The 25267-nt window shown below is 67.8% G+C and carries 30 protein-coding genes; 21 read left to right on the top strand and 9 right to left on the bottom strand.

Annotated elements, in window-relative coordinates:
- Window positions 1-7 precede the first annotated feature (7 nt).
- Both PO78_RS12215 and pyrE read right to left on the bottom strand, forming a co-directional pair.
- Window positions 8-682: a hypothetical protein gene (locus PO78_RS12215; RefSeq protein WP_004305149.1), complete on the bottom strand. Its 675-nt coding sequence runs from the start codon at window positions 680-682 to the stop codon at window positions 8-10.
- Window positions 663-1307 (bottom strand): orotate phosphoribosyltransferase, encoded by a 645-nt coding sequence (pyrE, locus tag PO78_RS12210; RefSeq protein ID WP_043744070.1) that lies wholly within the window; start codon window positions 1305-1307, stop codon window positions 663-665. Before pyrE ends, PO78_RS12215 begins: the two co-directional genes overlap by 20 nt.
- A 39-nt stretch (window positions 1308-1346) precedes the next feature.
- Here pyrE and PO78_RS12205 point away from each other — a divergent pair, with 39 nt between their 5' ends.
- The 9 genes from PO78_RS12205 (at window position 1347) to PO78_RS12165 (ending at window position 7623) form a co-directional block, all read left to right on the top strand.
- Window positions 1347-2129, top strand: a complete 783-nt coding sequence (locus tag PO78_RS12205) for an exodeoxyribonuclease III (protein ID WP_043744067.1) — start codon at window positions 1347-1349, stop codon at window positions 2127-2129.
- 145 nt (window positions 2130-2274) lie between these two features.
- The gene (locus tag PO78_RS12200; RefSeq protein ID WP_012584583.1) at window positions 2275-2757 is read left to right on the top strand and encodes a hypothetical protein; all 483 of its coding nucleotides are present in this window, start codon (window positions 2275-2277) and stop codon (window positions 2755-2757) included.
- A 13-nt stretch (window positions 2758-2770) separates the two neighbouring features.
- Window positions 2771-3109: a hypothetical protein gene (locus tag PO78_RS12195; protein ID WP_004305157.1), complete on the top strand. Its 339-nt coding sequence runs from the start codon at window positions 2771-2773 to the stop codon at window positions 3107-3109.
- Window positions 3072-4208, top strand: coding sequence for an ABC transporter permease (locus PO78_RS12190; RefSeq protein WP_043744064.1), 1137 nt, complete (start codon window positions 3072-3074; stop codon window positions 4206-4208). The genes PO78_RS12195 and PO78_RS12190 overlap by 38 nt, the downstream gene beginning before the upstream one ends.
- A 4-nt stretch (window positions 4209-4212) precedes the next feature.
- Window positions 4213-4911 (top strand): ABC transporter ATP-binding protein, encoded by a 699-nt coding sequence (locus PO78_RS12185; RefSeq protein ID WP_043744061.1) that lies wholly within the window; start codon window positions 4213-4215, stop codon window positions 4909-4911.
- Complete coding sequence (locus tag PO78_RS12180; RefSeq protein WP_043744058.1) at window positions 4908-5918, top strand: hypothetical protein; 1011 nt, start codon at window positions 4908-4910, stop codon at window positions 5916-5918. The genes PO78_RS12185 and PO78_RS12180 overlap by 4 nt, the downstream gene beginning before the upstream one ends.
- Before the next feature lie 11 nt (window positions 5919-5929).
- Entirely contained in the window at window positions 5930-6433 is a 504-nt protein-coding gene (locus PO78_RS12175; RefSeq protein ID WP_004305165.1) for a TlpA family protein disulfide reductase, read from the top strand.
- A gap of 93 nt (window positions 6434-6526) precedes the next feature.
- The gene (locus PO78_RS12170) at window positions 6527-7138 is read left to right on the top strand and encodes a nitrous oxide reductase accessory protein NosL (RefSeq protein ID WP_043744055.1); all 612 of its coding nucleotides are present in this window, start codon (window positions 6527-6529) and stop codon (window positions 7136-7138) included.
- Complete coding sequence (locus PO78_RS12165; RefSeq protein WP_004305169.1) at window positions 7135-7623, top strand: nitrous oxide reductase accessory protein NosL; 489 nt, start codon at window positions 7135-7137, stop codon at window positions 7621-7623. Before PO78_RS12170 ends, PO78_RS12165 begins: the two co-directional genes overlap by 4 nt.
- Before the next feature lie 94 nt (window positions 7624-7717).
- Here PO78_RS12165 and PO78_RS12160 read toward each other — a convergent pair whose 3' ends face one another.
- A complete protein-coding gene (locus tag PO78_RS12160; protein WP_231570705.1) occupies window positions 7718-8404 on the bottom strand; it encodes a TlpA family protein disulfide reductase in 687 nt (228 codons plus the stop codon).
- Between the two features lie 111 nt (window positions 8405-8515).
- Between PO78_RS12160 and PO78_RS12155 the strand changes: the two genes are divergently transcribed.
- The 3 genes from PO78_RS12155 to PO78_RS12145 are packed head-to-tail and all read left to right on the top strand — an operon-like array spanning window position 8516 to window position 9639.
- A complete protein-coding gene (locus tag PO78_RS12155; protein ID WP_004305172.1) occupies window positions 8516-8827 on the top strand; it encodes a DUF883 family protein in 312 nt (103 codons plus the stop codon).
- A 4-nt stretch (window positions 8828-8831) separates the two neighbouring features.
- Complete coding sequence (locus PO78_RS12150; RefSeq protein WP_004305174.1) at window positions 8832-9224, top strand: phage holin family protein; 393 nt, start codon at window positions 8832-8834, stop codon at window positions 9222-9224.
- A 13-nt stretch (window positions 9225-9237) separates the two neighbouring features.
- Window positions 9238-9639 carry a YqjK-like family protein gene (locus PO78_RS12145; RefSeq protein ID WP_043744052.1) on the top strand — a complete coding sequence of 134 codons (402 nt, stop codon included), beginning with the start codon at window positions 9238-9240 and terminating at the stop codon, window positions 9637-9639.
- Here the strand turns inward: PO78_RS12145 and PO78_RS12140 are convergent.
- Together PO78_RS12140 and upp are read right to left on the bottom strand one after the other, a co-directional pair.
- Window positions 9572-10819, bottom strand: coding sequence for a uracil-xanthine permease family protein (locus PO78_RS12140; protein ID WP_004305179.1), 1248 nt, complete (start codon window positions 10817-10819; stop codon window positions 9572-9574). The genes PO78_RS12145 and PO78_RS12140 overlap by 68 nt on opposite strands.
- 120 nt (window positions 10820-10939) lie before the next feature.
- Window positions 10940-11572: a uracil phosphoribosyltransferase gene (upp, locus tag PO78_RS12135; RefSeq protein ID WP_004305181.1), complete on the bottom strand. Its 633-nt coding sequence runs from the start codon at window positions 11570-11572 to the stop codon at window positions 10940-10942.
- Between the two features lie 199 nt (window positions 11573-11771).
- On the opposite strand from upp, the gene PO78_RS12130 reads away from it, so the two are divergent.
- Complete coding sequence (locus PO78_RS12130; protein WP_012584580.1) at window positions 11772-12329, top strand: hypoxanthine-guanine phosphoribosyltransferase; 558 nt, start codon at window positions 11772-11774, stop codon at window positions 12327-12329.
- A gap of 17 nt (window positions 12330-12346) precedes the next feature.
- Window positions 12347-12694, top strand: a complete 348-nt coding sequence (locus tag PO78_RS12125) for a DUF1840 domain-containing protein (protein ID WP_043744049.1) — start codon at window positions 12347-12349, stop codon at window positions 12692-12694.
- Between the two features lie 24 nt (window positions 12695-12718).
- Here PO78_RS12125 and PO78_RS12120 read toward each other — a convergent pair whose 3' ends face one another.
- The 4 genes from PO78_RS12120 to PO78_RS12105 form a co-directional block, all read right to left on the bottom strand.
- Entirely contained in the window at window positions 12719-13894 is a 1176-nt protein-coding gene (locus PO78_RS12120) for an alpha-hydroxy acid oxidase (RefSeq protein WP_082047752.1), read from the bottom strand.
- 119 nt (window positions 13895-14013) lie between these two features.
- Entirely contained in the window at window positions 14014-14532 is a 519-nt protein-coding gene (locus PO78_RS12115) for a DUF3617 domain-containing protein (protein ID WP_043744046.1), read from the bottom strand.
- A 103-nt stretch (window positions 14533-14635) separates the two neighbouring features.
- Window positions 14636-15178, bottom strand: coding sequence for a response regulator transcription factor (locus tag PO78_RS12110; RefSeq protein ID WP_043744042.1), 543 nt, complete (start codon window positions 15176-15178; stop codon window positions 14636-14638).
- Complete coding sequence (locus PO78_RS12105) at window positions 15175-16503, bottom strand: ATP-binding protein (protein ID WP_012584575.1); 1329 nt, start codon at window positions 16501-16503, stop codon at window positions 15175-15177. Before PO78_RS12105 ends, PO78_RS12110 begins: the two co-directional genes overlap by 4 nt.
- 211 nt (window positions 16504-16714) lie before the next feature.
- Here PO78_RS12105 and nosZ point away from each other — a divergent pair, with 211 nt between their 5' ends.
- From nosZ to PO78_RS12070, 7 genes are all read left to right on the top strand, one after another.
- A complete protein-coding gene (nosZ, locus tag PO78_RS12100) occupies window positions 16715-18673 on the top strand; it encodes a TAT-dependent nitrous-oxide reductase (RefSeq protein WP_004305194.1) in 1959 nt (652 codons plus the stop codon).
- Between the two features lie 183 nt (window positions 18674-18856).
- Window positions 18857-21040, top strand: coding sequence for a NosR/NirI family protein (locus PO78_RS12095; RefSeq protein WP_043744040.1), 2184 nt, complete (start codon window positions 18857-18859; stop codon window positions 21038-21040).
- A gap of 31 nt (window positions 21041-21071) precedes the next feature.
- Complete coding sequence (locus tag PO78_RS12090) at window positions 21072-21497, top strand: hypothetical protein (protein ID WP_004305198.1); 426 nt, start codon at window positions 21072-21074, stop codon at window positions 21495-21497.
- A 152-nt stretch (window positions 21498-21649) separates the two neighbouring features.
- A complete protein-coding gene (locus PO78_RS12085; RefSeq protein ID WP_043744035.1) occupies window positions 21650-22936 on the top strand; it encodes a nitrous oxide reductase family maturation protein NosD in 1287 nt (428 codons plus the stop codon).
- Window positions 22908-23849, top strand: a complete 942-nt coding sequence (locus PO78_RS12080; RefSeq protein WP_012584572.1) for an ABC transporter ATP-binding protein — start codon at window positions 22908-22910, stop codon at window positions 23847-23849. Before PO78_RS12085 ends, PO78_RS12080 begins: the two co-directional genes overlap by 29 nt.
- A 10-nt stretch (window positions 23850-23859) precedes the next feature.
- Window positions 23860-24675 (top strand): ABC transporter permease, encoded by an 816-nt coding sequence (locus tag PO78_RS12075; protein WP_004305205.1) that lies wholly within the window; start codon window positions 23860-23862, stop codon window positions 24673-24675.
- A 38-nt stretch (window positions 24676-24713) separates the two neighbouring features.
- Window positions 24714-25259 (top strand): nitrous oxide reductase accessory protein NosL, encoded by a 546-nt coding sequence (locus tag PO78_RS12070; protein WP_004305207.1) that lies wholly within the window; start codon window positions 24714-24716, stop codon window positions 25257-25259.
- The last annotated feature ends 8 nt before the right edge of the window (window positions 25260-25267 follow it).

Raw genomic sequence — 25267 nt, 5'->3', positions numbered from 1 at the left:
AGAAGACTCAACGACGCGGCATCGGCGGGATGCGCGCGGACTCGGGCGCCGAGGTGAGCTCGACGTATCGGCGACGGTGTTCCTCGAAGCGCTCGACCACCGCATTGCGCTCGCGCAGCTTGGCCGCGACCACCGAGGACTGGGCGGCGATCTCGCTGTCGAGCAGGCGGATGTCGGCCTCGAGGCTAGCGGCGACGTCGCTCTTGTCCGTATGCGTGGCCTCGTCGATCATGACGCGCTGGCGCTCGATCAACTCCGACTCGCGTGCGCGCAGCTCGCGGATGCTGCGGTCGAGTTCGCGCAGCTCGCGATCGCGCCGGCTGTCGAGGTCCTGGACGCTGCGATAGGTCTCGAGCAGCGCCTGGTCGAGGCGCAGCTGGCGCATGCGCTCGGCCTCCTCGGCGCGACGCTTGTGCTCGGCGGCCGCGCGCTGGGCGATCTCGTCGGGCGTCAGCGGCGCCGCGACCGTGCGGCGCACGGTGCCCGAGGGGCTCATCTCGCGGTAGGCGCGGCCGTAGCAGGCGGCGGGCAGGATGTCGCCGCACACCGGCTGACCGCCGACATCGCAGCAGTAGATCGATGCGCCGCCAGACTGCTGCGCCGCCAGCGTGCCGGACGAGGCCACCAGCGCGACGGTGCAGGCGAAGCCGGCGAGGACGCGTTCAGCGCGAGGAAATCCCATACTGTTCCCGATATGCCTGGACTGCGTCGAGGTTGGCCGCAAGCTCGGGACTGTCCGCCAGATAGGCGACGAGGTCTTCGAGCGTGGCCACCGCGACGACCGGAATACCGAAATTCTCCTTGACCTCCTCGACCGCGGACAAGGCACTTTTACCGCGTTCCATGCGATCGAGCGCGATCACCACACCGGCGGGCTCGGCGCCCGCGGCGCGGATCAGCTCGACCGACTCGCGCACCGAGGTGCCGGCCGAGATCACGTCGTCGAGGATCAGCACCTTGCCGCGCAGCGGCGCGCCGATCAGCGTGCCGCCCTCGCCGTGGTCCTTGGCCTCCTTGCGGTTGAACGCGAAGGGCAGGTCCACGCCGTCCTCGGCGAGCCGGATCGCGGTGCCGGCGACGAGCGGGATGCCCTTGTAGGCCGGCCCGAACAGCATGTCGCAGGCGATACCCGCGGCGCGGATGGTGCGCGCGTAGTAGCCGCACAGCTCGCGGAACGAGGCGCCGTCGTCGAACAGACCGGCATTGAAGAAATACGGCGAGTTGCGTCCCGCCTTGGTGACGAATGCGCCGAAGCGCAGCACGCCCTTGCGGCACGCGAGGGTGATGAAATCCCGGCTAAAATCCACGGCTCTTTGGCTGCCTGGCAGCGAAACTGGAAACCGCCGATGTTACGCATCATCACCCTGAACCTCAACGGCATCCGCTCGGCCTGCACCAAGGGCCTGCTCGACTGGCTGCCCGCGCAGCAGGCCGACTTCCTGTGCGTGCAGGAACTCAAGGCGCAGGACGCCGACCTGCGCCCCGAGATGCGCGCGCCCGCGGGCATGCAGGGCTGGTTCCACGCCGCCGAGAAGAAGGGCTACAGCGGCGTCGGCATCTACAGCCGGCACGCGCCGGACCGCGTCGTCGAGGGCCTCGGCATCCCCGCGATCGACGCCGAGGGCCGCTTCCTGCAGCTCGACTTCGGCAAGCTCTCGGTGGTTTCGCTCTACCTGCCCTCGGGCTCGAGCTCGGCGGAGCGCCAGCAGGTCAAGTTCGACTTCATGGACCGCTTCCTGCCGCACATGGACCAGCTCTTCCAGAGCGGACAGGAGGTCGTGGTGTGCGGCGACTGGAACATCGCCCACCGCGAGGCCGACCTGAAGAACTGGAAGTCGAACCAGAAGAACTCCGGCTTCCTGCCCGAAGAGCGCGCGTGGTTGAGCCGCCTGTTCGACGAACAGGGCTGGATCGACGTCTATCGCCGCCTGCACCCGGAGGCCACCGCGGACTGCTACACGTGGTGGTCGAACCGCGGCCAGGCGTGGGCGAAGAACGTGGGATGGCGGCTGGACTACCAGGTCGCCACCCCGGGACTGGCTGCCAGCGCCCAGGCGGCGGAGGTCTACAAGGCGCAGCGCTTCTCGGACCACGCGCCGCTGACGGTGGATTACGACTGGACGCTGTAGCCCCGTGGGGTGCGACACGCGGTCGCACCCCTGCCCTCCTCCGGGGCCATGCGGCCCGGGGGCCACGCGCCGGCGCTATCATCCGGGCATTCGAACCCGGCGTCCGCCTCCAAGGGAGATCCTCGAGCGGTCGGAGATGAGCCCCATGTACAACCCTGACAGACGTCGCTTCATCGCCCGCCTCGGCACCGGCGGCCTGCTGCTGACGCCGCTGGCGGCCTGCTCGGGAGAGGTGTGGCCCGAGGGCATGAAGCCCATCGCCTGGGATCGCGATGCCTGCGTGCGCTGCAACATGCGCATCGCCGACCACCGCTTCGCCGCGCAACTGCGCGGGGGGCCGAGGGACAATACCTTCACGTTCGACGATGTCGGCTGCCTGGTCTTCTGGCTCGAAGAGCAGCGCACGCGCTTTCCGTGGATGGACGACGTGTCCACCCGGATGTGGGTGGCGGCCTGGGAGAGTCCGAGCGTCAAGGCGGTCACCTGGCTGGATCCGCGCCAGGCCCGCTACATCGTCAAGCGCTCGCCGATGCGCTACGACCTCGCTGCCAGCGCAGCGCCCGCAGCCGATGCGCACAGCCTGAGCTACGAGGAAATGCGCCGGAAGACCCTGGCGCGCGGCAAGTAGCGGGGACCTTGGCATGCCCTTGGAGCGCCCCTCCGACCGCGTCCTCGCCGCCACGCTGCTCGCCGGCGTGCTGTTTGCGGCAACCTTCGCCGACGCCGCCAGGCAGCGCAGCGCACGCGAGGCGGCACTGCAGCGCACAACGGAACTCGTCACCGGCTTGCGCCTGTCCGACGTGGTGCTGTTCACCGAGGCACGCTACACCCGCCACCTGAGCCAGGCCGACCTGCACTCCGCCTTCCAGGACCACCCGATGGCGCTGGAGCACTTCCCCTCGGGCTCGCTGCTGCCGCCACCACGCCTGCTGCTGGACCACCATGAAACCCTGGATCGAAAGGCAGCGTCACCTGATTGACTTCACCGCGCAGTCGCTCGCGCGGCGCAAGGGCAAGAGCCTCGGGCTGCTGTTCGTCTATACGCTGCTCGTGTTCGTGCTCGCCTCGGTGGCGCTGTACACCCACGCGCTGCGCAACGAGGCCACGCGGGTGCTGGCCGGCGCGCCGGAGATCGTGCTGCAGCGCCTCATCGCCGGCCGCCACGACCTGGTGCCGCCGGGCTACATCGAGCGGATCGGCCGCATCCGCGGCGTGCAGAAGATCGAGGGCCGGCTGTGGGGCTACTACTACGACAGCGTGCTGAAGGCCAACTACACCTTCATGGTTCCGGCCGATCGCGAGATCGTCCCGGGCGAGATCGTCGTCGGCCCGGCGCTGGAGCGCACGCGCGGGCTGTCGGCGGGCAACGGCATCTCCTTCCGCGCATATTCCGGCGAGTTGCACACCTTCATCGTCGCCGCAGTGCTGGCGCACGAGTCCGAACTGGTCAGCGCCGACCTGGTGCTGATGAACGAGGCCGACTTCCGCCGCTTCTTCGCCTATCCGGACGGCCACTACACCGACATCGCGCTGTGGGTGGCCAACCCGCTCGAGGTGCGCAACGTCGGTGTCAAGCTGCTCGGCACCCTGCCCGACTCGCGCCCGATCCTGCGCGAGGAGGTGCTGCGCACCTATGCGTCGATCTTCGACTGGCGCGAGGGCATGATGCTGGCGCTGCTGTCGGCCGCCATCCTCGCCTTCGGCATCTTCGCCTGGGAGAAGGCTGCCGGCCTGTCGGCGGAAGAAAAACGCGAGATCGGCATCCTCAAGGCGATCGGCTGGGAGACCGGCGACGTGATCGCGATGAAGTTCTGGGAAGGCTTCCTGGTCTCGCTGTTCGCCTTCCTGGTCGGCTACGTCGCCGCCTACGTGCATGTGTTCCACTTCGAGTTCACCCTGTTCGCACCGGTGCTCGAAGGCTGGGCGGTGCTGTACCCGAGCTTCGCGCTCACGCCGCAGATCGACGGCCTGCAGGTGGCCACGCTGTTCGTGTTCACCGTGCTGCCCTACACCGCGGCCACCCTGGTGCCGATCTGGCGCGCGGCGACCACCGACCCCGACACCGTGATGCGGAGCTGACGCGATGCTCGAACTCGCCAACATCCGCAAGGTGTTCAACCAGGGCCAGCACAACGAATACTGGGCGCTCAAGGGCATCGACCTGGAGATCCCGCCGGCGCGGGTGAGCGTGCTCAAGGGCCCCTCGGGCTCGGGCAAGACCACGCTGCTGACCATCCTCGGCTGCCTCGCCCGCCCCACCGAGGGCCGCGTGCGCCTGAACGGCGAGGACATCTCCGGCCTGCCCGAGCGCTTCCTGACCGAGATCCGCCGCCGCACCTTCGGCTTCATCTTCCAGCAGTTCAACCTGATCCGCGGCCTGTCGGCGGTCGAGAACATCATCCTGCCCGGCTACCCCGGCGGCACGCCGCGCGCGCAGTTGCTGGCGCGCGCCGAGGCCCTGCTCGCCGACCTGCAGCTCGCGCACCGCCGCGACGCCAAGGTGGAGTGGCTCTCCGGGGGCGAGCAGCAGCGCGTGGCGATCTGCCGTGCGCTCATCAACGACCCCGAGGTCCTGGTCGCCGACGAACCCACCGCCAACCTCGACAGCACGCTCTCGGCCGAATTCCTCGCCATCCTGCGCCGCCTCGCCGAGGCCGGGCGCACGGTGATCCTCACCAGCCACGACCCGCTGGTGGTCGAGTCCGAGGTCGTCGACCGGGTGTATTCGCTGCGCGACGGCCGGCTCATCGAGGTCGTCGACACGCGCAAGGCCTGGCCATGATCTTCCAGCCCGCCATCATCGCCCTGCTGCTCGCCGCCGGCCTTAGCCTGGCCATGCTGGCGACCGCCTCGCCCTTCGCGGTGCAGCTGATTCGCCACTGGGACCTCGGCAGCGGCAGCGAGCGCCAGTTGCGGCTCGAGCGCCTGACCTACCTGTTCTCGATGATGGTGGCGCTGGTGTGCGGGCTGCAGGTGCTGTCGACGCTGCTGTTCGTGTTCAACGCCGACAGGATGTCGGTGATGTTCGTCGGCGCGATGTGCGCCGTCGGCACGCTCAACGCCAACGCGTACGGCTTTCCGGCGCTATACGCACAGCTCGTGGCGTTCTTCTTCGCGGCGACGTGGCTGGCGATCAACCGCCTCGACAACCAGGCGCGCGACTATCCGCTCACCCGCATCAAGTACCGCCTGCTGCTCGCCTACGCGCCGCTCGCCGCGGCGGTGCTGTACCTGCAGTTCAACTACTTCATCCGCCTCGAGGCGGACGTCATCACCTCGTGCTGCGGCAGCCTGTTCTCGGAAGAGGCCGACACGGTCGCGAGCGAGGTCAGCGCGCTGGCGCCGGCACGGGCGATGAGCGTCTTCTACGCCACGCTGGGCGGCGCGATCCTGCTCGCTGCCTGGCACTGGAAGAGCGGCGGGCACAGGTTGTGGAGCGGGCTCGCGGTCGGCACGGCCTCGGTCGCCGCCTTCTTCGCCGCGCTCGCCGGGGTGGTCGCCTTCGTGTCGCTGTACATCTACGAGCATCCCCATCACCACTGCCCGTTCTGCATCCTGAAACCCGAATACGGCTACCAGGGCTACCTGCTCTACATCCCGCTGTTCGCCGCCGCCGCGGCCGGGCTGGCGGCCGGGGTGCTGAGGATGTTCGGCGGCCGCCCCAGCCTCGCCACCCTCGCCCCGCAGGCCAGCGCACGCCTGGCCGGCATCGCCGCGGCGGGCTTTGTGCTCTTCATGCTGGTGGCGAGCGTGATGGTGCTGCGCTCCAACCTGATCCTGCTCGACTGAGGCCACTGCCGATGAAGAACCTGCTGCTCGTCCTTGCCTGCACCCTGCTCGCCGCCTGCGGCCGGGGCGGATCCGACGCCGGCCCGGCGCGCGGCATCGCTGCCCCCGCCTTCGAGGCAATGGGCCTGGACGGCGGCGTACGCCGGTTCCCGGAAGACTTTGCCGACAAGCCGGTGATCATCGATTTCTGGGCCGACTGGTGCCGCTACTGCGCCAACAGCATGACGCGGATCGACCGTGCCTGGCGCGAACACGCGGCGAGCGGACTGAGCGTGCTGGCGGTCAACGTCGCCCAGGACCGCGCCACCGCCGCCGCCTTCATCGAGCGCCTCGGCGTCGGTTACTCGGCCGTGCTCGACCCCGGCGCGCGCATCACCCGCGATTACGGCGTGAAAGGCCTGCCGATGACCATCTTCGTCGATCGCAACGGGCTGATCAGCGGCAAGGTCATCGGCGAACTCGACGACAGGCTGCTGGCCATCCAGCTCGATCGCATCCTGCCGGAGACGCGATGACCCGGCCCCGGGCCGCAGCGCCTGCCGCAGGCGCAGCCCGATTCGAATCGAACCCTGCCGGCACGCGCCGGCACCACCCCGAAGGAGCAGACCATGGATCGCAGAGAAGCCCTCAAGATGTCCGTCCTCGCCAGCATCGGAATGGCCACCGCCGGCAAGGCCGCCGCGCAGTCCGGCTGCACCGGCGACGGCACCCCGGCGCAGTTCATCCCCAAGACCGCAGCCGATCCGCAGCCGCAGGTCGATGACCTCGCCAAGCATCCCAAATGCCCGTATTGCGGCATGGATCGCAAACAGTTCCACCACTCGCGCATGGTCGTGCACTACGCCGACGACCTCGCTGACGGCACCTGTTCGCTACATTGCGCGGCGATCAGCCTGGCGCTGAACATCGATCGCGACCCCAAGGCGCTGTGGGTGGGCGACAACGCAGCCGAAGGCGATACCAGGCCGCTGGTCGAAGTCGAGAAGGCCAGCTTCCTGGTCGGCAGCAAGTTGGCCGGCGTGATGACCGCGCGCAGCAAGGTCGCCTACGGCAGCGCCGAGGCCGCCAAGGTCTCGCAGGCGGCGAACGGCGGCGAGCTCACCGACTTCGACGGCGCGCTGCTGGCCGCCTACACCGACATGTCGGCCGACGTCACCCGCATCCGCAAGAACCGCGCCGAGCGTCGACAAAAGATGATGGAGCAGCACAACAAAGGATGAAGACCCTGCTCGCTTTCGTTTTCGCAGCCTGGACGGGGTTCGCGCTCGCGCAGGCGCCGGCCGCCGAGCTGCCGAAGCCGGGCACGAAGGATCTGTGCCCGGTGTGCGGCATGCTGGTGTCGAAGTATCCGAACTGGGTGGCGACCATCGTCTACAAGGACGGTCACGCCCACTTCTTCGACGGCGCCAAGGACCTGTTCAAGTTCTGGCACGACCCGGCGAAGTACGCTGCCGGCCACAGCCGCGACCAGATCGAGCGCATTTCGGTGACCGAGTACTACGGGCTGACCGCCATCGACGCGAGGAATGCGTGGTACGTCGTGGGCTCGGACGTACTGGGGCCGATGGGGCACGAGTTCGTGCCCCTGGCCAGTCGAGAGGACGCGGCCGACTTTCTGAAGGAGCACAAGGGCGCGCGCGTCCTGCGTTTCGACGAGGTCGGCGCGGGCCTTCCGTCGATGCTCGACGCCGGGCGCTTCGAGTAGCCCACGGCCCGGGCGCCGATGGCGCCCGGCGCCGCCCGTGTCTGAGAACTGCGGCAACCTGGCCGCGGCAGTGCGGGCATTCACCCGCACGCGCTCACTTCAGCAGCACCTTCGTCGCCGCGGCGAGATCGTCCGCGCGCACGATCCCCAGCTTGCTGCCCACCGCCTTGCCGTCGCGGCCGATATAGACCGTGTAGGGCACGCCGCCCGCCGCGTTGCCGAGCGCCTTCATCAGCGGGATGCCCTGCTTCGCCGCCAGCACCACCGGATAGCGCATGTCGTTGGCGGTGGCGAACACGCGCACGCCCTCGACCTGGCTCTCGAGCGCAACCCCGATCACCTCGATCCCGTCCGCGCCCTGCGCATCGCGCAGGCGGATGAGCTCGGGGATCTCTTCGCGACAGGGCGCGCACCAGCGCGCCCAGAAATTGACGATGAGCGGCCGCCCGCGGAAGCGCTCCATGGCCACCGGCTGAGCGTCGAGCCCGGTCAGCGAGGCCGAGAACAAGGCCGCGGTGTCGATGTCTTCGGCAGCGTGGACGGTCGTCGCCAAAAGGCCGAGGCAAAGGATCGGGGCGAATTTACGGATCATGGTGCAACCTTGTCGGTGAGAAGCTTGTCCTTGGAGCGTCTTCATCCGCAGCCGTTCCGGTCGGCGCCAGGCACGTTCGCGAAAGATGCCCCGATTCTGCCAAGCAACGGCACCCGGCGCACCGCCGAAAACACGCTGCAACAGGACATCGCGCTTCGATTCGGCATACCCCTGCAGCGGCTTCAGCACTCGCTTACGCATCGTTCATTGCGGCCGGACGCCCCGCGGGGTAGGCTTGCTTCAGGCATGGCACGAAGCTCTTCAGGCCACTTTTCCCGGACCACTCACAGGAGAACCACCATGGCAACGACCCTTCAGCCCTCCAAGGACAAGATCGTCGACGACCTCAAGTCCCTGATTTCGGACGCGGAGGAACTCCTCAAGCTCACCGCCGACCAGCAGGGCGGCAAGCTCGATGATCTGCGCGCGCGCATCAACGGTCGCGTCGCGGTCGCCAAGGACCGCCTGGCCGATGCCGAGGCCGCGATCGTCGACTCCGGCAAGAAGGCCGTGCGCGCAACCGACGACTACGTGCACGAAAACCCCTGGCAGTCGGTCGGCGTCGCCGCCGGCGTCGCCTTCCTGCTCGGCCTGCTGGTCAGCCGTCGCTGATTCGATGAGCACCGAGCCCAGGCCGCCCAGACCGCGTCTCGCCGAAAGCCTGCACGGCATCGTCGATGCCGGACTGCAGACGGCGCAGACGCGGCTGGAACTGCTTGCGGTCGAGCTTCAGGAAGAAAAGCTCCGCCTCACCGGGCTTGCGCTCAACACGGTGCTGGCGGGGCTGCTGCTCGGCTTCGGGCTGGTGTTTCTGATGGTGTTCCTGACCGTGCTGTTCTGGGACGAACATCGCCTGCTCGCGCTCGGCATCTCCACCGCGATCTGCCTCGGCGGCGGGCTGCTCGCGGCGAGTAACGCGGCGCGCGCCTTCCGTAGCGGCACGAAGCTGTTCTCGGCCAGCCTGGCCGAGCTCGCCCGCGACCGCGCGGCCTTGAAGAAACCCGACTGAAGGCGTGCCGCGCATGGATCCCCGCCAAGTCGAACTCGCGCTGCGCAAGCAAAAGCTGCAACTGCGCGCCGAGGCCCAGCGCGCCGACATCACGCAGCGCCTCGCCGGCATCGACGGCGCGCTCGACCGCGTGGACTCGCTGCGCGATCAGCTCGCGTGGGCGAAGGACAAGGTCCCGCTGCTGTCGGTCGCGCTGATCGTCGTGCTCGCCGCGAAGCCAAGGCTCACGCTGCGCCTCGCCAAGCGCGCCTGGGTGGGCTGGCTGCTCGTACGCCAGGCGCGCGGCGGGCGACTGTCGGCGCTGCTGCCCACCGCCGTCCCGCTCCTGCGCGGCCTGCTCGCGCTGCTCAGGCGCCGGCTCGAGCGTTCGGCAGGATCAGGTTCAGCACCACCGCAACGACGGCGCACAAGCTGACGCCCTGCAGGGTCAGGCCGTCGAAGTTCAGCGCCAGACCGCCGATGCCCATCACCAGCACCGAAGACACGATCACCAGGTTGCGCGGCTCCTCCAGGTCGACACGCGCCTTGATCAGGGTGTTCAGCCCGACGGCCGCCACCGAGCCGAACATCAGCATCATGATGCCGCCCATCACCGGCACCGGGATCGACGCCAGCAGCGCGTTGAACTTGCCGAAGAAGGCGAGGATCACCGCGAACACCGCGGCCCAGGTCATGATCGCCGGGTTGTAGTTCTTGGTCAGGGTCAGCGCGCCGGTGACCTCGGAATAGGTGGTGATCGGGGGGCCGCCGACCAGGCCGGCGAACAGCACGCCGGCGCCGTCGCCGGCCAGGGTGCGGTGCAGGCCGGGCTTCTCGGTATAGTCTTTGCCGGTCACCCCACCGATCGCGAGCACGTCGCCGACGTGCTCGATCGCCGGCGCCAGGGCCACCGGCAACATGAACAGGATGGCCGCGAGCTCGAAGCTCGGCGTGACGAACTGCGGCAGCACGAACCAGGGCGCCGCACCCACCGCGGCGAAATCCACCAGGCCGAACAGGATCGCCGCGACGTAGCCCGCCGCCACGCCGCACAGGATGGGCACCAGCTTGAGGAAGCCGCGCGCGAACACGGCCACCAGCACGGTGGTGCCGAACGAGATCCCCGCCACCATGAGCGCGGTGGCGTAGGGCACGAGCTCGAGCTTGCCGTCGCCGCTGCGCCCCATCGCCATGTTGACGCCCACCGCGGCAAGCGACAGGCCGATGATCATGATGATCGGCCCCACCACCACCGGCGGCATGTAGCGGTGCACGATCTCGGCGCCGTGCTTCCACACCAGCCCGGCGAAGACGAAGTACATCAGCGACACGCAGGCGAGCGCGCCCATGGTGGCCGGGATGCCCCAGGTCTGGATGCTGAAGATGATCGGCGCGATGAAGGCGAAGCTCGAGCCGAGGAAGATCGGCACCTGGCGCCCGGTGAGGAGCTGGAACAGCAGGGTGCCGACGCCGGCGCCGAGCAGCGCCAGGGAAGGGTTCAGTCCGGTGAGCAGCGGCACCAGCACCAGCGCGCCGAAGGCGACGAAGAGGATCTGGGCGCCGGAGATCGCCTGCCGCCATAGCGGCTCGGCAGACTGGATGGGAATTTCACGCATGAGGGTTCTCCGCCGGGCGCACGCGGTCGGCGTGGCGCGCAGCCGGCATGGTTGTCGTTATCGATGAAGCCGTGATGACGCGGCGACCGCAGCGGACGATCGCACGCCGTCACCGCGGACTCAGTTGTGCCGGGTGCCGAAGATCTTGTCGCCGGCATCTCCCAGCCCGGGGATGATGTAGCCGTGCTCGTTGAGGTGGCTGTCGATGCTCGCGGTGTAGATGTCCACGTCGGGATGCTTCTCGTCCATCAGCGCGATGCCCTCGGGCGCCGCCACCAGCACCAGCGCGCGCACGTGGGTGCAGCCCTTGCGCTTCAGCATGTCCACGGTGGCGACCATGGAGCCGCCGGTGGCGAGCATCGGGTCGATGATCAACGCCATGCGCTCGTCGAGCTGGCCGACGAACTTCTCGAAGTAGGGCACCGGCTGCAGGGTCTCCTCGTCACGCGCGATGCCGACCACGCTGACCTTGGCGCTCGGCACCATGTCGAGCACGCCGTCGAGCATGCCCAGCCCGGCGCGCAGGATGGGCACCACGGTGACCTTCTTGCCCTTGATCTGCTCGATCTCGACCGGACCGGCCCAGCCCCGGATCTCGACCGTCTCGAGCGGGAAGTCCTGGCACGCCTCGTAAGCAAGCAGGCGGGCGATCTCGGCAGTGAGCTCGCGGAACTTCTTGGTGCTGATGTCGCCTTCGCGCATCAGGCCGATCTTGTGGCGCACGAGCGGATGGCGGATTTCATGGATGGGCATGGCGGTTTCCGGGGCGGCAGGACGAAGACCCGCCTCTTTTACCGCGCCGCTGGTCCGCGCACAAGCGCACAAACCACAGCCCGCGGCATCGCGGCAAGCCGCTCATCCGCGCACGCCCTCGAAGGCGGCGCCTTGCGGGGATCGGCGCTAGAATGATGCGTCCGCAAACGCACCGGGCGAGCGCCCGCAGTTCATCGACATGTCCCTGAATCTGGAAGAAATCAAGCGCGCCCGCGAAGAGGCCGACTGCCTCGCCGATGCCGCCACCGTGGAGGCCGCGCTCGACCGCATGGCGGCCGAGATCAGCGCACGCCTCGCCGACGCCAACCCGCTGGTCTATGCGGTGATGAACGGCGGGCTGATCCTCGCCGGCCGCATCCTGCCGCGCCTGCCCTTCCCGCTCGAAGTCGCCTACCTGCACGCCACGCGCTACGGCCATGCCATCCAGGGCACCCTGCTCGACTGGCGCGTGCGTCCGACCCAGGACCTGCGCGGACGCACGGTGCTGGTGCTCGACGACATCCTCGACGAAGGCCACACGCTCGAGGCCATCATCGCGCACCTGAAGGAAGAAGGCGCCGCCGAGGTGCTGTCCGCGGTGCTGGTGCACAAGCTGCACGAGCGCAAGGCGAGGCCCGGCATGCGCGCCGACTTCACAGGGCTCGACATCCCCGACCGCTTCCTGTTCGGCTGCGGGATGGACTACAAGGGCTACTGGCGCAACGCGCCCGGCATCTACGCCGTCAAGGGCCTGTAAGAGAGGAGCGACACCCCATGCTGATCACCTTCAAGTCCCACGCGAGCGCCGACGTGATCATGTTCGGCGATGCCGCGAAGAAGCTCATCGGCATCCTCGGCAAGGACCCCGCCGACGCCAAGGGCATCGTCACCGTGCAACAACTCCCCGAGGCCATTGCCCGCCTCGAGGCCGCGATCGAGGAAGAGCGCGTTCGTCAGGCCGAACTCGAACGCCAGCGCGGCCACGCCGACGAGGAGGCGGAGAAGGAAGCCGGCAACACCGGCATGGCCGCCCCGGTCGGCCTCGCCCAGCGCGCGTGGCCGCTGCTGGCCATGCTGAAAGAGTCGCTGCGCGAGGAGACGCCGGTGGTCTGGGGGGTCTGAGGCACACGCCGCCCCACGAGGCCTTCAGCCGCGACCGACGTAGCGCGCGTCCACCTCGTCCATCCGCGCACAGCCGATCAGCCCGAGCGTGCGCTCCATCTCGCCGCGCAGGATCTCCAACGCGCGCGCCGCGCCCGCGGCACCCGCGGCGGCGAGGCCGTACAGCGTCGCCCGCCCCGACATCGCCGCATCGGCACCGAGCGCGCGCGCCTTGACGAAGTCGCTGCCGCGGCGAAAGCCGCTATCCACGATCACCGTCATCTCCGCCCCCACCGCCTGGCGCACCGCGGCCAGGGTCTCGATCGGCGCCGGCGCGCAGTCGAGCTGACGCCCGCCGTGGTTGCTCACCACCACGCCGTCGGCACCCGCCTCCTGCGCACGCAGCGCATCCTCGGGCAGCAGCACGCCCTTCACCAGCAGCCGGCGCGGCCACAGGTCGCGCAGGCGGCGCAGGTCCTCCCAGGTCAGCGAGGTGTCCATCTGCGCGGCGAGGAAGGCGGCGGCGTTCTTCGCGCTGTCCATGCCCGGCGGCAGGAAGTCGCCGAGATTGCGGAAGCGCGGCATGCCGTGCGGCACCAGCACGTCGAGGACCCAACGCGGATGCAGGCCGACATCGAGCAGCTTGCGCCAGGCCAGCTTCATCGGCGCGCGGTAGTTGCGGCGGTCCCATTCACGGTTGCCGAACACCGAGGCGTCGGTGGTGAGCACGATCGCCTCGCAGCCGGCGTGCTCGGCCCGCTTCACCACCGCGGCGAGGTTGTCGCGGTCCTTGAAGGGATAGATCTGCATCCAGTGGCGCACCCCGGTGGCGGCGATGTCCTCCAGCGCCACGGTCGACACCATGCTCTGGCAGAACGGGATGCCCGCCGCGTGCGCCGCCTCGGCAAGCACGCGGTCGCCCGCGTGGGTGAGCAGGCCGTTGAAGCCGGTGGGCGCGATCACCGCCGGCAGCGCGATGTCGGTGCCGAAGAGCGGCACCGCAAGCTCGCGCTGCGACACGTCCACCAGGGTGCGCGGCAGCAGCAGGATCTCGTCGAGCGCGCGCCGGTTGCGTGCGAGCGCGAGCTCGTCGTCGGCGCCGCCATCGAGGTATTCGAGGCAGAAGTCGGGGAGCCGGCGCGCCGCCATCGCGCGCAGCTCGGCGATGCTGTGGGCGCGCGCCGGGTTGCGGCCGCGGTAATGCTGTCGTCGCGGAGGCACGTCGTGATCGCTCCGTGGGGAGGCGGTGCAGGACCCGGCGAGGTCGTCCGCTGCCCGCTCGGTGATCTGCGGACCGTGGCTGTGACGACCGACTCCCGTGGTCGGCAACGGCTCGTGCTTCAGCGCGCCGGCTGGCGAATCGGTTCGCCCAGATTCAGGTTGCCCACCCCATCCTGCCCCTTGATCAGGAACCTGCCTTCCGGCAGGCCACCGCGACAAGGCGCCAGCCGCCGCCCATCGATCTCCATCCTGGTCACCTCGGCAGCGCCGGCTTGCGACGCGATCGTCATGGTGACCTCCCCCTGGAAGTTGTACTTGAAGTCACCGGCAAACCTCGCCTCGACCGCCGCGTTGCCGCCCTTGGCCTCGCAGCTCGCCTGATAGTAGGTGTAGTGCTCGTCCTTGCTCCAGCGCTCTTCGCGGCAGTTCTGCACGGCGCTGCCGGGGTGGGCGAGCACGTCGTCGCGCGCAGGCGCGCCGATGCAGATGTGGAAGCTGGAGGTCTGCGCCGCGGCCCCGACGGGGGTCGTGTTCATCAGCCACAGACCGGCCATGCGGATCGGCGCCTCGGCAGGCACGGGGCTGGCATGTGCGGTGGCAGCGAGGACGGGCGTCAGCAGCAGGAGCAAGCGGCGCATGATGGGATCCTTGTGGGGGTCTGGGGGAGGTTCGATCGGGAACGAAGGTTAGAGCGGAAGGGCGTCCTTGAACAGAGGGGAACCGGCGCGACCCGCCTGCCGGTCAGGCCCCCGCCGGCGGGCGCGCGAGCTTGCGTTGCAGCGTGCGCCGGTGCATCTGCAGCGCACGCGCGGTTGCCGAGATGTTGCCGTGGTGCTCCGCGAGCACGCGCTGGATGTGTTCCCACTCGAGGCGGTCGACCGAAAGCGGAGCCCCGGGCGCGTGATCCTCGGGTCTCACGCCCTCGGCGCGCAAGGCGCGGATGATGCTGTCGATGTCGGCCGGCTTGGCCAGGTACTGGACGGCCCCCAGCTTCACCGCATCGACCGCCGTGGCGATGCTGGCGTAACCGGTGAGCATGAGGATACGCGCCCCGGGGCTCGCCTCGAGCAGGGGGCGGATGAGCTTCAGGCCCGACTCGCCGCCGATGTTGAGGTCGAGCACGATGAACTCGGGCTCGTGGTCGCGGGCGAGCTCGAGCGCGCCCTCGCTGTCGGTCGCCCCGTAGGTATCGAAGCCACGCTGGCCGAGGGCGCGCACGAGGACGCGATTGAAGGCCGGATCGTCATCGACGACGAGGAGGCAGGGCGTGTTGTCGGGGGTCATCGTACGGACTGTCGCGGAATCAGCATGCGCGCAATCGTGCCACCACCCGGTCTGGAACGGAATTCAAGATGCCCGCCATGATGCTCGACGGCGGCGTGCGCCAGCATCAAGCCGACGCCCATGCCTTGCGCACGCTCCCCGAGCCGCGCCAGACGCGCCGCCTCCACGCGCTCCGGCGGCAACCCGGGCCCGCGATCCAGCACCTCGACAACCACCCGCGCGCCCTCGCGGCGGATCCCGAGCTCCACCGCGCAAGCGCGCGCTCCCGCGCGCTCGTTGGCATTGGCGGCGTTGTCGATGAGGTTGTGCAGGGCATCGCCGAGCGATGCGTCGGCGACGATGACCGCCTGCCCGTCCGCCGCCTCCGCATCGATGTACAAGCCTGCCCCGGGGCGCAGACGCTGCCAGCGCCCGCCCACCTCCGTCACCCAGGCCCGCACCTCGACCGCCCCGCCGCTCTCCGCCCGCTGCTGGCCGGCCTCGCGCGTGAGCCCGTTGAGAATGTCGCGGCAGTAGTCGACCTGCTCGCGCATCAGCTGCACGTCTTCACGCAGCCCGGAGGCGAGCTCGGGTCGGCTCGCCAGATCGTCGGCGAGAATGCGCAGCGTGCCGAGCGGTGTGCCGAGGCGGTGGGCGGCACCGGCGGCGAGCTTGCCCAGTCCGACCGCGTAGGTGTCGCGCGCACGCGCCGCGTTGACCGCCGCGAGTTCGTTGTCGCGCCGCGCCAGCTCCACGTTGAGCCGCACGATGAACCAGACCACGGTGGCGGCGGAGACCGCGAAGCTGATCCACATGCCGGCCAGGTGCCAGTACATCGCCTGATCGGCGTCGGCCAGGCGAACCGGCTGGTGAAACTGCCACAGCACGGAATACAGCGCGACCGCGAGGGCCGCCAGCGCCCAGGCCTGTGCCGCGGGCAGGATCGAAGCGCCCACCGCCACCACCGGCAGCAGCAGCGAGATCGCCGGGTTGGTCACGCCACCGGTGAAATAGAGGAATGCCGCCCATGCCAGCAGATCCACGGCGAGTTGCAGGAAGGCGCCCCAGCGCCCCACCAGCCAACGTGCAGCCCCACCGAGCAGGGCGAGGTTGACCGCGAGCAGGCACAAGGTGACCCCGGCGAGCGGCCCGACCGGCTGCGCGGGCGCGAGCCAGGGGAAGACGACCAAGCTCATCAGTACCATCGCGAGCAGGGAAACCCAGCGCAACTGCAGCAGGCGCCCGCGATCGGTGCGCACGGCGTTGAGCACCCGCGCAGGCATCAGTACCGGATTGGGGTTGTCGAGATCCTCGGCGGGCTCGGTTTCCTGCTCGATCGGCTGCATTCTTCCCTTCGCAAACAAGAACTGAAGGACTCATCTTTGCCTTATATCAAGGTTTACTGATTTCCACCTTCATAGAATTGGGGTGCGACAAAACGTCACAGGACAATTTGTCACAGGCCCCCGACACGCATGAAGAACCGACGCAAGGGGCGCAAGGTCGCGATGCCGGGTCTGTGAGATCGACTACACCTGCCTACGGGAGCAAAGAACCATGAACGACGCAAAGATGAACCCGGTCGAAGCCATGCCCGATCCGAGCCGCCGCAAGTTCCTCAACACCGCAGCGCTCGCCGGCCTCGCCGGTGCCGGCATGTCGGTGGGCCTGTCCGCGTGCAACAAGGAAACCGCTCCCGCTCCGGCCGCTGCACCCGCCGCGGCACCGGCCGCCGCGCCCGCCGCGGCGCATGCTGCCTCCGGCCTCAAGCTGCACATGGCACCGGGTGAGCTCGACACCTACTACGGCATCTGGTCCGGCGGCCACTCCGGCGAATGCCGCGTCCTCGGCCTGCCTTCGGGGCGTGAAATCAAGCGCGTGCCGACCTTCAACATCGACTGCATGAGCGGCTGGGGCATCACCAACGAGTCCAAGAAGGTGATCGGCACGCGTGCGGACGGCCAGTTGAAGTACAAGACCGGCGACACCCACCACATCCACGGCTCCTACACCGACGGCACCTACGACGGCAAGTACTTCTGGGTCAACGACAAGATCCACGGCCGCCTGGGCCGTATCCGTGGCGACGTCTTCGAATGCGACGCGATCACCGAGATCCCGAACATCCAGGGCTTCCACGGCATCTTCTCGGACAAGCGCGACCCGGTCGACAAGGCCATCAACCACACCACCCGCGTGTTCTGCGGCAACGAGTTCCATATCCCGCAGCCGAACGACGGCCGCGACCTCGACGATCCGACCAAGTATTTCTGCCTGTTCACCTGCGTCGACGCCGAGACGATGGAAGTGCGCTGGCAGTGCAAGGTCGACGGCAACATGGACCTGGTCGCGACCTCCTATGACGGCCGCTTCGCCGCCGCCAACCAGTACAACACCGAGGGCGGCGCGCGCTACGAAGACATGATGTCGGCCGAGATGGACGCCTGCGTGTTCTTCGACGTCGCCCGCATCGAAAAGGCGATCAAGGACGGCAAGTCCTTCACCGTCGGCACCTCCAAGGTCCCGGTCGTCGACGGCACCAAGGCCGCCAACCCCGATCCGAAGACCGCGCTGACCGCCTATGTACCGGTCCCCAAGAACCCGCACGGCGTCAACGCCAGCCCGGACGGCAAGTACATGATCTGCTCGGGCAAGCTGTCGCCCACCTGCACGGTCATCGAAGTCGCCAAGGTCGCCGACTTCCTCGACGGCAAGCTCGACGACATCCGCAAGTCGGTGGTCGCTGAAGTCGAAGTCGGCCTCGGCCCCCTGCACACCACCTACGACGGCCGCGGCAACGCCTTCACGACCCTCTTCCTGGACAGCCAGATCGTCAAGTGGAACATCGACGCCGCGATCAAGTTCCATAACGGCGACAAGGCCGCGCAGTACGTGGTCGACCGTATCGATGTGCATTACCAGCCCGGCCACATCAGCGCCGACATGGGCGAAACCAAGGAAGCCAGCGGCCAGTTCTTGGCGGTGGGCTGCAAGTTCTCCAAGGACCGCTTCCTGCCGGTGGGTCCGATGCACCCGGAAAACGAGCAGCTGATCGACATCCGTGGCGAGAAGATGGTGCTGCTGGCCGACCACCCGGTGCATCCGGAGCCGCACGACTTCATCATCGTCAAGCGCGAACTCATCAAGACCCGTCAGGTCGGCGTGCTGGACGCACACCCGCTGGCGATCAAGGATGCGAAGGAATCGGGCGTGTTCCGCGACGGCAACAAGGTCACGGTGAGGATCGCCTCGCAGGCACCGGCCTATAGCCTGCGCGAGTTCGAACTCAAGGTGGGCGACGAGGTCACCCTCATCCTCACCAACCTCGACAAGGTGGAAGACCTGTCGCACGGCTTCGCGATTCCGAAGTACGACATCAACTTCGTGGTGAACCCGCTGGAGACGAAGTCCGTCACCTTCAAGGCCGACAAGCCGGGCGTGTTCTGGTGCTACTGCACGCACTTCTGCCACGCGCTGCACCTGGAGATGCGTACGCGCATGCTCGTGCGTCCGTAATCCCGGAGCGCGCCGCGCCGCTTGACTGCGGTGCCGTCTGAAGATCGAGGGGCGCAAGCCCCTCGATTGTTTTCTGCAGTCCGCTCGCGTTTCGAGGCGTGCCCACCGGCAATTTGACGCTGGACAAATACATGCCGGACCCCACCCCCTAAACTCCATCGTGATTTACTTATGGAGCGCATCATGAAGCCCCTCTCCGCCCTGCGGGGCATTGCGATGGCGGCCCTGCTCGCTGCCACAACCCTCTTGCCTGCGCAGGTCTCGGCGCAGAGCGCCTACGAGGCGAACCTGCCTCCCGAGATCAACACCTCACCCGCTCTGTGCGACTACGTGCCCTGCAAGGAGGTCCTGCCCGGCGCGACCAGCTTCTCGGAGCGCAAGGGTCAGCCGCCCTACGTCGAGGGCTACGCCGAGGAAAACGGCCAACGCAAGCTGGTGGGTTACGTGGTGCTATCGACCGACGTCACCGACACCCCGGCCTACTCCGGCAAGCCCGTGATCACGCTGATCGGGCTTACCCCGCAAGGCAACTTCGCCGGCATCAAGATCCTCAAGCACTCCGAACCGATCCTGCTGCTCGGCATCCCCGAATCCGCGCTGGTCAAGTTCAACAACCAATACCTGGGCAAGTTCGTTGGCGCCAACATCGAGATCGGCCGCTCGCGCCCCGAGGAAGAGATCATCGGCCTCGATGCCATCTCCGGCGCCACCGTCACGGTCATCGCGCAGAACCAGGTGATGATGATGTCGGGCGCTGCAGTCGGGCGCCAGGTCGGGATCCTTGAAAAGACCGTCCGCCCTCAGGCCAGGTTCGTCGACAGCGGCCGCAAGCTCGACTGGGCGACACTGGTCAAGGAAGGCGTGGTGCAACGCCTGACCGTGATGCCCGAGCAGGTCGGCCTCGAGCGTGGCAAGGACCCGTTCATCGACCTCTGGTACGGCTATCTGAACCATCCCGAGGTCGGCCGCGCGATCATGGGAGAAACCGGCTGGCGCGACCTGATGGCACGCATCAAGGAGGGCGAACACGCGCTTTTCGTCATCCGCACCGCAGGCAGGGAGTCGTTCAAGGGCTCGGGCTTCGTGCGCGGGGGCATCTACGACCGTGTCCAGCTTCGCCAGGGGCAGGACGTGTTTACCTTCCGCGACCTCGACTACTACAACCTCTATGGGATTTCCGCACCAGGCGCGCCGTCCTTCACCGAGTCGGCGATCTTCATCGTGCGCTCATCCTCGTTCTCCGGCGCCTTCCCATGGAAGTTCATCTTCCTCGGCAACCGCATCGACCGCGAGACCGGTGCGCGCACCTTCATCAACTTCGACAGGGAATACTGGCTGCCCGACGCCTATATCGAGGGTGGCCGGCCCGAGGTCAAGAAGCCCGATGCGCCCTGGGTCCGCGTGTGGAAGACGCGCGCGCTCGAGATCGTCCTGTTCTCGGCCTTGCTCGTCGCCGTGGCGGTGGTCTATGCCAAGCGCGATGAACTGACCCGCCGCTCGACGCGCAAGAACAAGTGGCCAGTCAACGCCTTCAAGTACAGCGCGTGGATCATCAGCATCGGTTTTGTCGGCTTCGGCCTGCTCGCCCAGCCCTCGATCACGCAGGTGCTGACCTGGTTCCACTCGCTGCTGTTCAAGTGGGAATGGGAGCTGTTCCTCACCGATCCGTTCATCTTCCTGTTCTGGATCTTCATCATCGTCACCGTGTTCGTTTGGGGCCGCGGCCTGTTCTGCGGCTGGCTGTGCCCGTTCGGCTCGCTGTCGGAACTGCTGTACAAGGTGGGCGGCGCGATCGGCCTCAAGCGCTTCCAGTTCGCGCTGCCGATGAAGTGGCACAACCGCCTGAAGTGGGTGAAGTACGCGGTGTTCTTCGGCCTGCTCGCGGTATCGATGTTCTCGATGGGCTTGGCCGAGAAGCTCGCGGAGGTCGAACCCTTCAAGACCACCTTCCTGGTCGGCCTGTTCAACCGCAGCTGGCCCTACACGCTGTTCGCCGCCGGCCTGCTCGGCCTGTCGATCTTCATGGAGCGGCCGTTCTGCAAATACCTGTGCCCGCTCGGCGCCTCGCTGGCCATGCCCTCGACCTTCCGCTGGTTCGGCCTGCGCCGCAAGCAGGAATGCGACAGCTGCAAGGCCTGCGCGGTCGGCTGCGGCTCGCTGGCGATCGACGAGAAAGGTCGCATCGACCATCGCGAATGCATGCTCTGCCTGGACTGCATGGTCCTCTACACCGACGACCACGCCTGCCCGCCGCTGGCACAGGAACGCAAGCGTCGCACCAAGGACGGCCTGCCGCTGACCCCGATCGGCAAGGACGGTTACTACATCCCGATCAAGCCGGTGGCGCCCGCAGCGCCGCGGGCCTGATCAAGACACTGCATTCGAGGAGGATTCGATCATGGTCGATCCGCGCATTCTGACCGAGCAGGTGGAGCCGCCCTATGCCAGCCGCGGCTCCGCCAGCCGCCTGCCTGCCGAGATCTGGGATCACCTGTGGCCGTGGAGCCGCAACGGCTTCCAGCGCCAGCGCGTCGTCCAGGCCGCCGGCCTGGCGCTCGCCGCGGCCGCGAGCGTGGCCTGGATCCTGGCAGCGATGGGCAACATGACGCCCGGTGCCATCATCGGCTGGTGGTTCGGCTGGAGCGTGTTCGAGGTGGCGGTGCGCCTGGGTTCCAAGCCCTACGTGAAGGACGGTCCGTGGTGGGGCAGCCGCTACCGCCGCGCCAGCATCATGGACATGATCTGCTACGTGGGCTTCAAGAACCTGCTGATCGGCGCCGCCCTGTTCATCGTGCTGAAGAGCATGGGCCTGGTGCAGGTCTGACATCCAGGGCCCGCCCGGGTTACATTGCGCGCCGCCCCCGGGGCGGCGCGCCGTTTTCCGCGGGCCCGCCGCCGCCGGGCACTTCACCTAGATCAAGTCTCGCTGCGACATTGCGTCGCATACTCTGCCCCACTGTCAAACGCCCCCCTGCAATGCGCTCCCTCCACCGTCTTCCTCGCCTCCTGGCTGCCGCAGCCCTGCTCGCCGCACTGGCCACGCCGGCTGCAGCCACGCCGTGGCGGGTAACGCCGGGCGAGTCCATCCAGGCAGCGATCGACCGCGCAGCGCCGGGCGACGTGATCGAAATCGAGCGCGGACGCTACGCCGGCCAGTTGCTGGTCGACAAGCCGCTGACCCTGCGCGGCATCGAGCGCCCCACGATCGACGGCGAGCTGAAGGAAAACACCATCAGCATAAAGGCGGAGGGCGTCACCATCGAGGGGCTCATCGTCGCCAACTCGGGCGGCGACACCCTCTACCAGCACGCCGGCGTCTATATCTACCCCGGCTCGCACAAGGCGGTCGTGCGCAATTGCGACTTCTCCTACACCCTGTTCGGGCTGTGGATCGAGAAGGCCAACGACGTCCTGATTGAGAACAACCTCATCACCGGCAAGCGCGATTTCGACTCGCCCAAGCGCGGCAACGGCATCCAGCTCTACAACACCCAGCGCGCGCGCATCATCGGCAACAACATCAGCTTCGTGCGCGACGCGATCTACGTCGACGTCTCCCACGACGCGCTCTTCCGCGGCAACAAGCTGCATCACAGCCGCTACGGCACGCACTACATGACCTCCTACCGCAACGTCTGGGAGGACAACGAGACCTGGTACAACCGCGGCGGTCTCGCGCTGATGGAAGTGCGCGACCAGGTGGTGCGCAACAACCGCGCCTGGGGCAACTCGGACCACGGCATCATGCTGCGCTCGATCCAGGACGCCGTGATCGAGAACAACGTGGTCGCCGGAAACCAGCGCGGCTTCTTCATCTACGATGCCGAGTACAACGAGCTGCGCGGCAACCAGATCATCGACAACGTGGTCGGGATCCACCTGTGGGCGGGGTCCAAGAACAACAAGGTGGAGCGCAACGACTTCATCGGCAACCGCGAGCAGATCCGCTACGTGGCCGCGCACGACATGATCTGGGGCGAGAAGGAAGGCAACCACTGGAGCAACTACCTCGGCTGGGACCGCAACGGCGACGGCCTGGGCGACGTGCGGTACGAGGCCAACGACCTGGTCGACCGCCTGACCTGGCGTCACCCGATGATGAAGCTGCTGCTCGGCAGCCCAGCCATCCAGACCTTGCGCATGGTGGCCCAGCAGTTTCCCCTGCTGCGTGCGCCCAGCATCGTGGACCCCAGGCCGCGCATGGAACCGAACAAACCTGACTGGAGCCAATGGCGTGGCAGACATTTCCCCCGCTCAGAATGATCCCGGCGCACCGGTGATCGTCGCCCGCGGCGTTCGCAAGCACTACGGCCCCATCCACGCGGTGGATGGCGTGGACCTGGAGGTCCGCAGCGGCGAGCTGTTCGGCCTCATCGGCCACAACGGCGCGGGCAAGAGCACCATGTTCAAGATGATGCTGGGACTGATCCCGCTCACCGCCGGCGAGATCCGCATCGACGGCGCGCCGGTGCCGGGCAGCGACTTCCGCACGGTGCGACGCAAGGTCGGCTACCTGCCCGAGAACGTCGTGCTCTACGACAACCTCACCGGCACCGAAACGCTCGACTTCTTCGCCCGTCTCAAGGGCGTCTCGACGGCGAACAACGCCGCAGTGCTCGAGCGTGTCGGCCTGATGCACGCGGCAAAGCGTCGCGTGCGCGAATACTCCAAGGGCATGCGCCAGCGCCTCGGCTTCGCCCAGGCCCTCCTCGGCAAGCCGCGCATCCTGTTCCTCGACGAGCCGACGACCGGTCTGGACCCGGAGGCGATCCGCGGCTTCTACGCCATCCTGCGGCAATTGAAGAGCGAGGGAGTCACCATGGTGATCACCTCGCACATCCTCGCCGAGATCCAGGAACGCGTGGACCGCCTTGCGATCATGGCCGCGGGCAAGGTGCAGGCCACCGGCACGGTGCAGGCCCTGCGCGAGCAGATGGATCTGCCGCTGTGGTTCGACGTGCGCGTCGCGCCCGAGGATTTCGAGGCGGTGCGCAACGCCCTCGGCGGCCTGCCGGTAGGCGCCATCGAAGCCCGCGACGGCCATGTCGCGGTGCAGTGCGCGCGTGATGCCAAGATGGCGGTGATCGCCGCCTTGGCCACCCTGAATGGCAAGGTCCGCGACCTCACGGTGCGCGAGCCTTCGCTCGAAGACGTGTTCTTCGGCTTTTCGGACTGAGAGGCGGACCATGGAGTTTTCACAGATCGCCACCATCGCCGGCAAGGAGTTCTGGGACCGCATCCGCAACCGCTGGGTCCTGGCCGTGGCGCTGGTGTTCACCGTGTTCGCGCTGTCGATCGCCTACTTCGGCTCGGCGCAGCAGGGCGCCGTGGGCTTCCGTTCGATCGAGGTCACCATCGCCAGCCTGGTCAGTCTGGTCATCTACCTGATTCCCCTGATCGCGCTGGTGCTCGGCTTCGACGCCATCGTCGGCGAGCGCGAACGCGGCTCGCTCGACCTGCTGCTGTCGATGCCGATCACCCGCCTCGAACTCCTGCTCGGCAAATACCTCGGCCTCGCGGGCGCGCTCACCTTTTCCACCGTCGCCGGCTTCGGCCTGGTCGGCGTGGTGCTGTCGGCGCAGCTCGACCTCGGCTCGCTGTTCCATTACTTCGGCTTCATGCTCAGCTCGGTTCTGCTCGGCTGCGCCTTCCTGAGCATCGCGGTGATGCTTTCGGTATTCGCCGCCGACCGTACCCGCGCCTCCGGCCTGGCGATCGCCACCTGGTTCTTCTTCGTGCTGATCTTCGACCTCCTGGTGCTCGGCGTGCTGGTCGTCACCGCCGGCCGGTGGGGCGGCGAAGCGCTGCCCTACGCCTTGCTGTTCAACCCGGCCGACGTCTTCCGCATCCTGAACATCTTCTCGATGGAGGACGTCCGCACGCTCTACGGCCTGTCGACCGTCTTCCCGCCCGCGCTGGCGCGGCCCTGGCTGCTCGGGCTGGTCATGGCGGCATGGATCGCGGGTCCGCTGGCGATCGCGACGTGGCGCTTCCGCCGCTGAACACTCCTTCCAAACGAACCGTATCGAGTGATTTCCCCATGTGCACACATCACGCCTGCCCGAGCCGTCGCCGCTTCCTGATCGCCGGCGTTGCCGCCGGGCTGCTCGCGGCCTGCGGCAGCGGCAAGCAGGGAGCCGGCAGCGGCACCGTGACGCCGCTCGAGATCGACCGCGCCACCAGTTGCGCGCTCGACGGCATGCTGCTGGCCGACTACCCCGGCTCCAAGGTCCAGATGCACTACGCCGGCGTGGAGCGCCCCGACTGGTTCTGCGACACCATCGAGATGTTCAACGTATACCTGAACCCGGAGCAGGCCCGCCTGGTCACCGCGATCTTCGTGCAGGACATGGCCAAGGCCTCGTGGAACGCCCCCCAGGGACACTGGATCGATGCGAAGAAGGCCTGGTACGTGTTCGGCTCCCGGCGCATGGGTGCGATGGGCCCCACCGCGGCCTCGTTCGCCAACGAAGCCGACGCCAAGGCCTTCGCCACGGAGAACGGCGGCAAGGTGCTGCGCTTCGACGAGGTCACGCCCGACATGGCGATCCTCGACGGCGGCGCCCTCCACGATCAGTCCATGTAAGCAGGACA

The sequence above is a fragment of the Thauera sp. SWB20 genome (assembly GCF_000831325.1).
In the GTDB taxonomy this organism is placed as follows: Bacteria; Pseudomonadota; Gammaproteobacteria; order Burkholderiales; family Rhodocyclaceae; genus Thauera; species Thauera aminoaromatica.
Note: the sequence above shows the minus strand (reverse complement) of the source record. Positions and strands in the feature narration are given on the sequence as shown.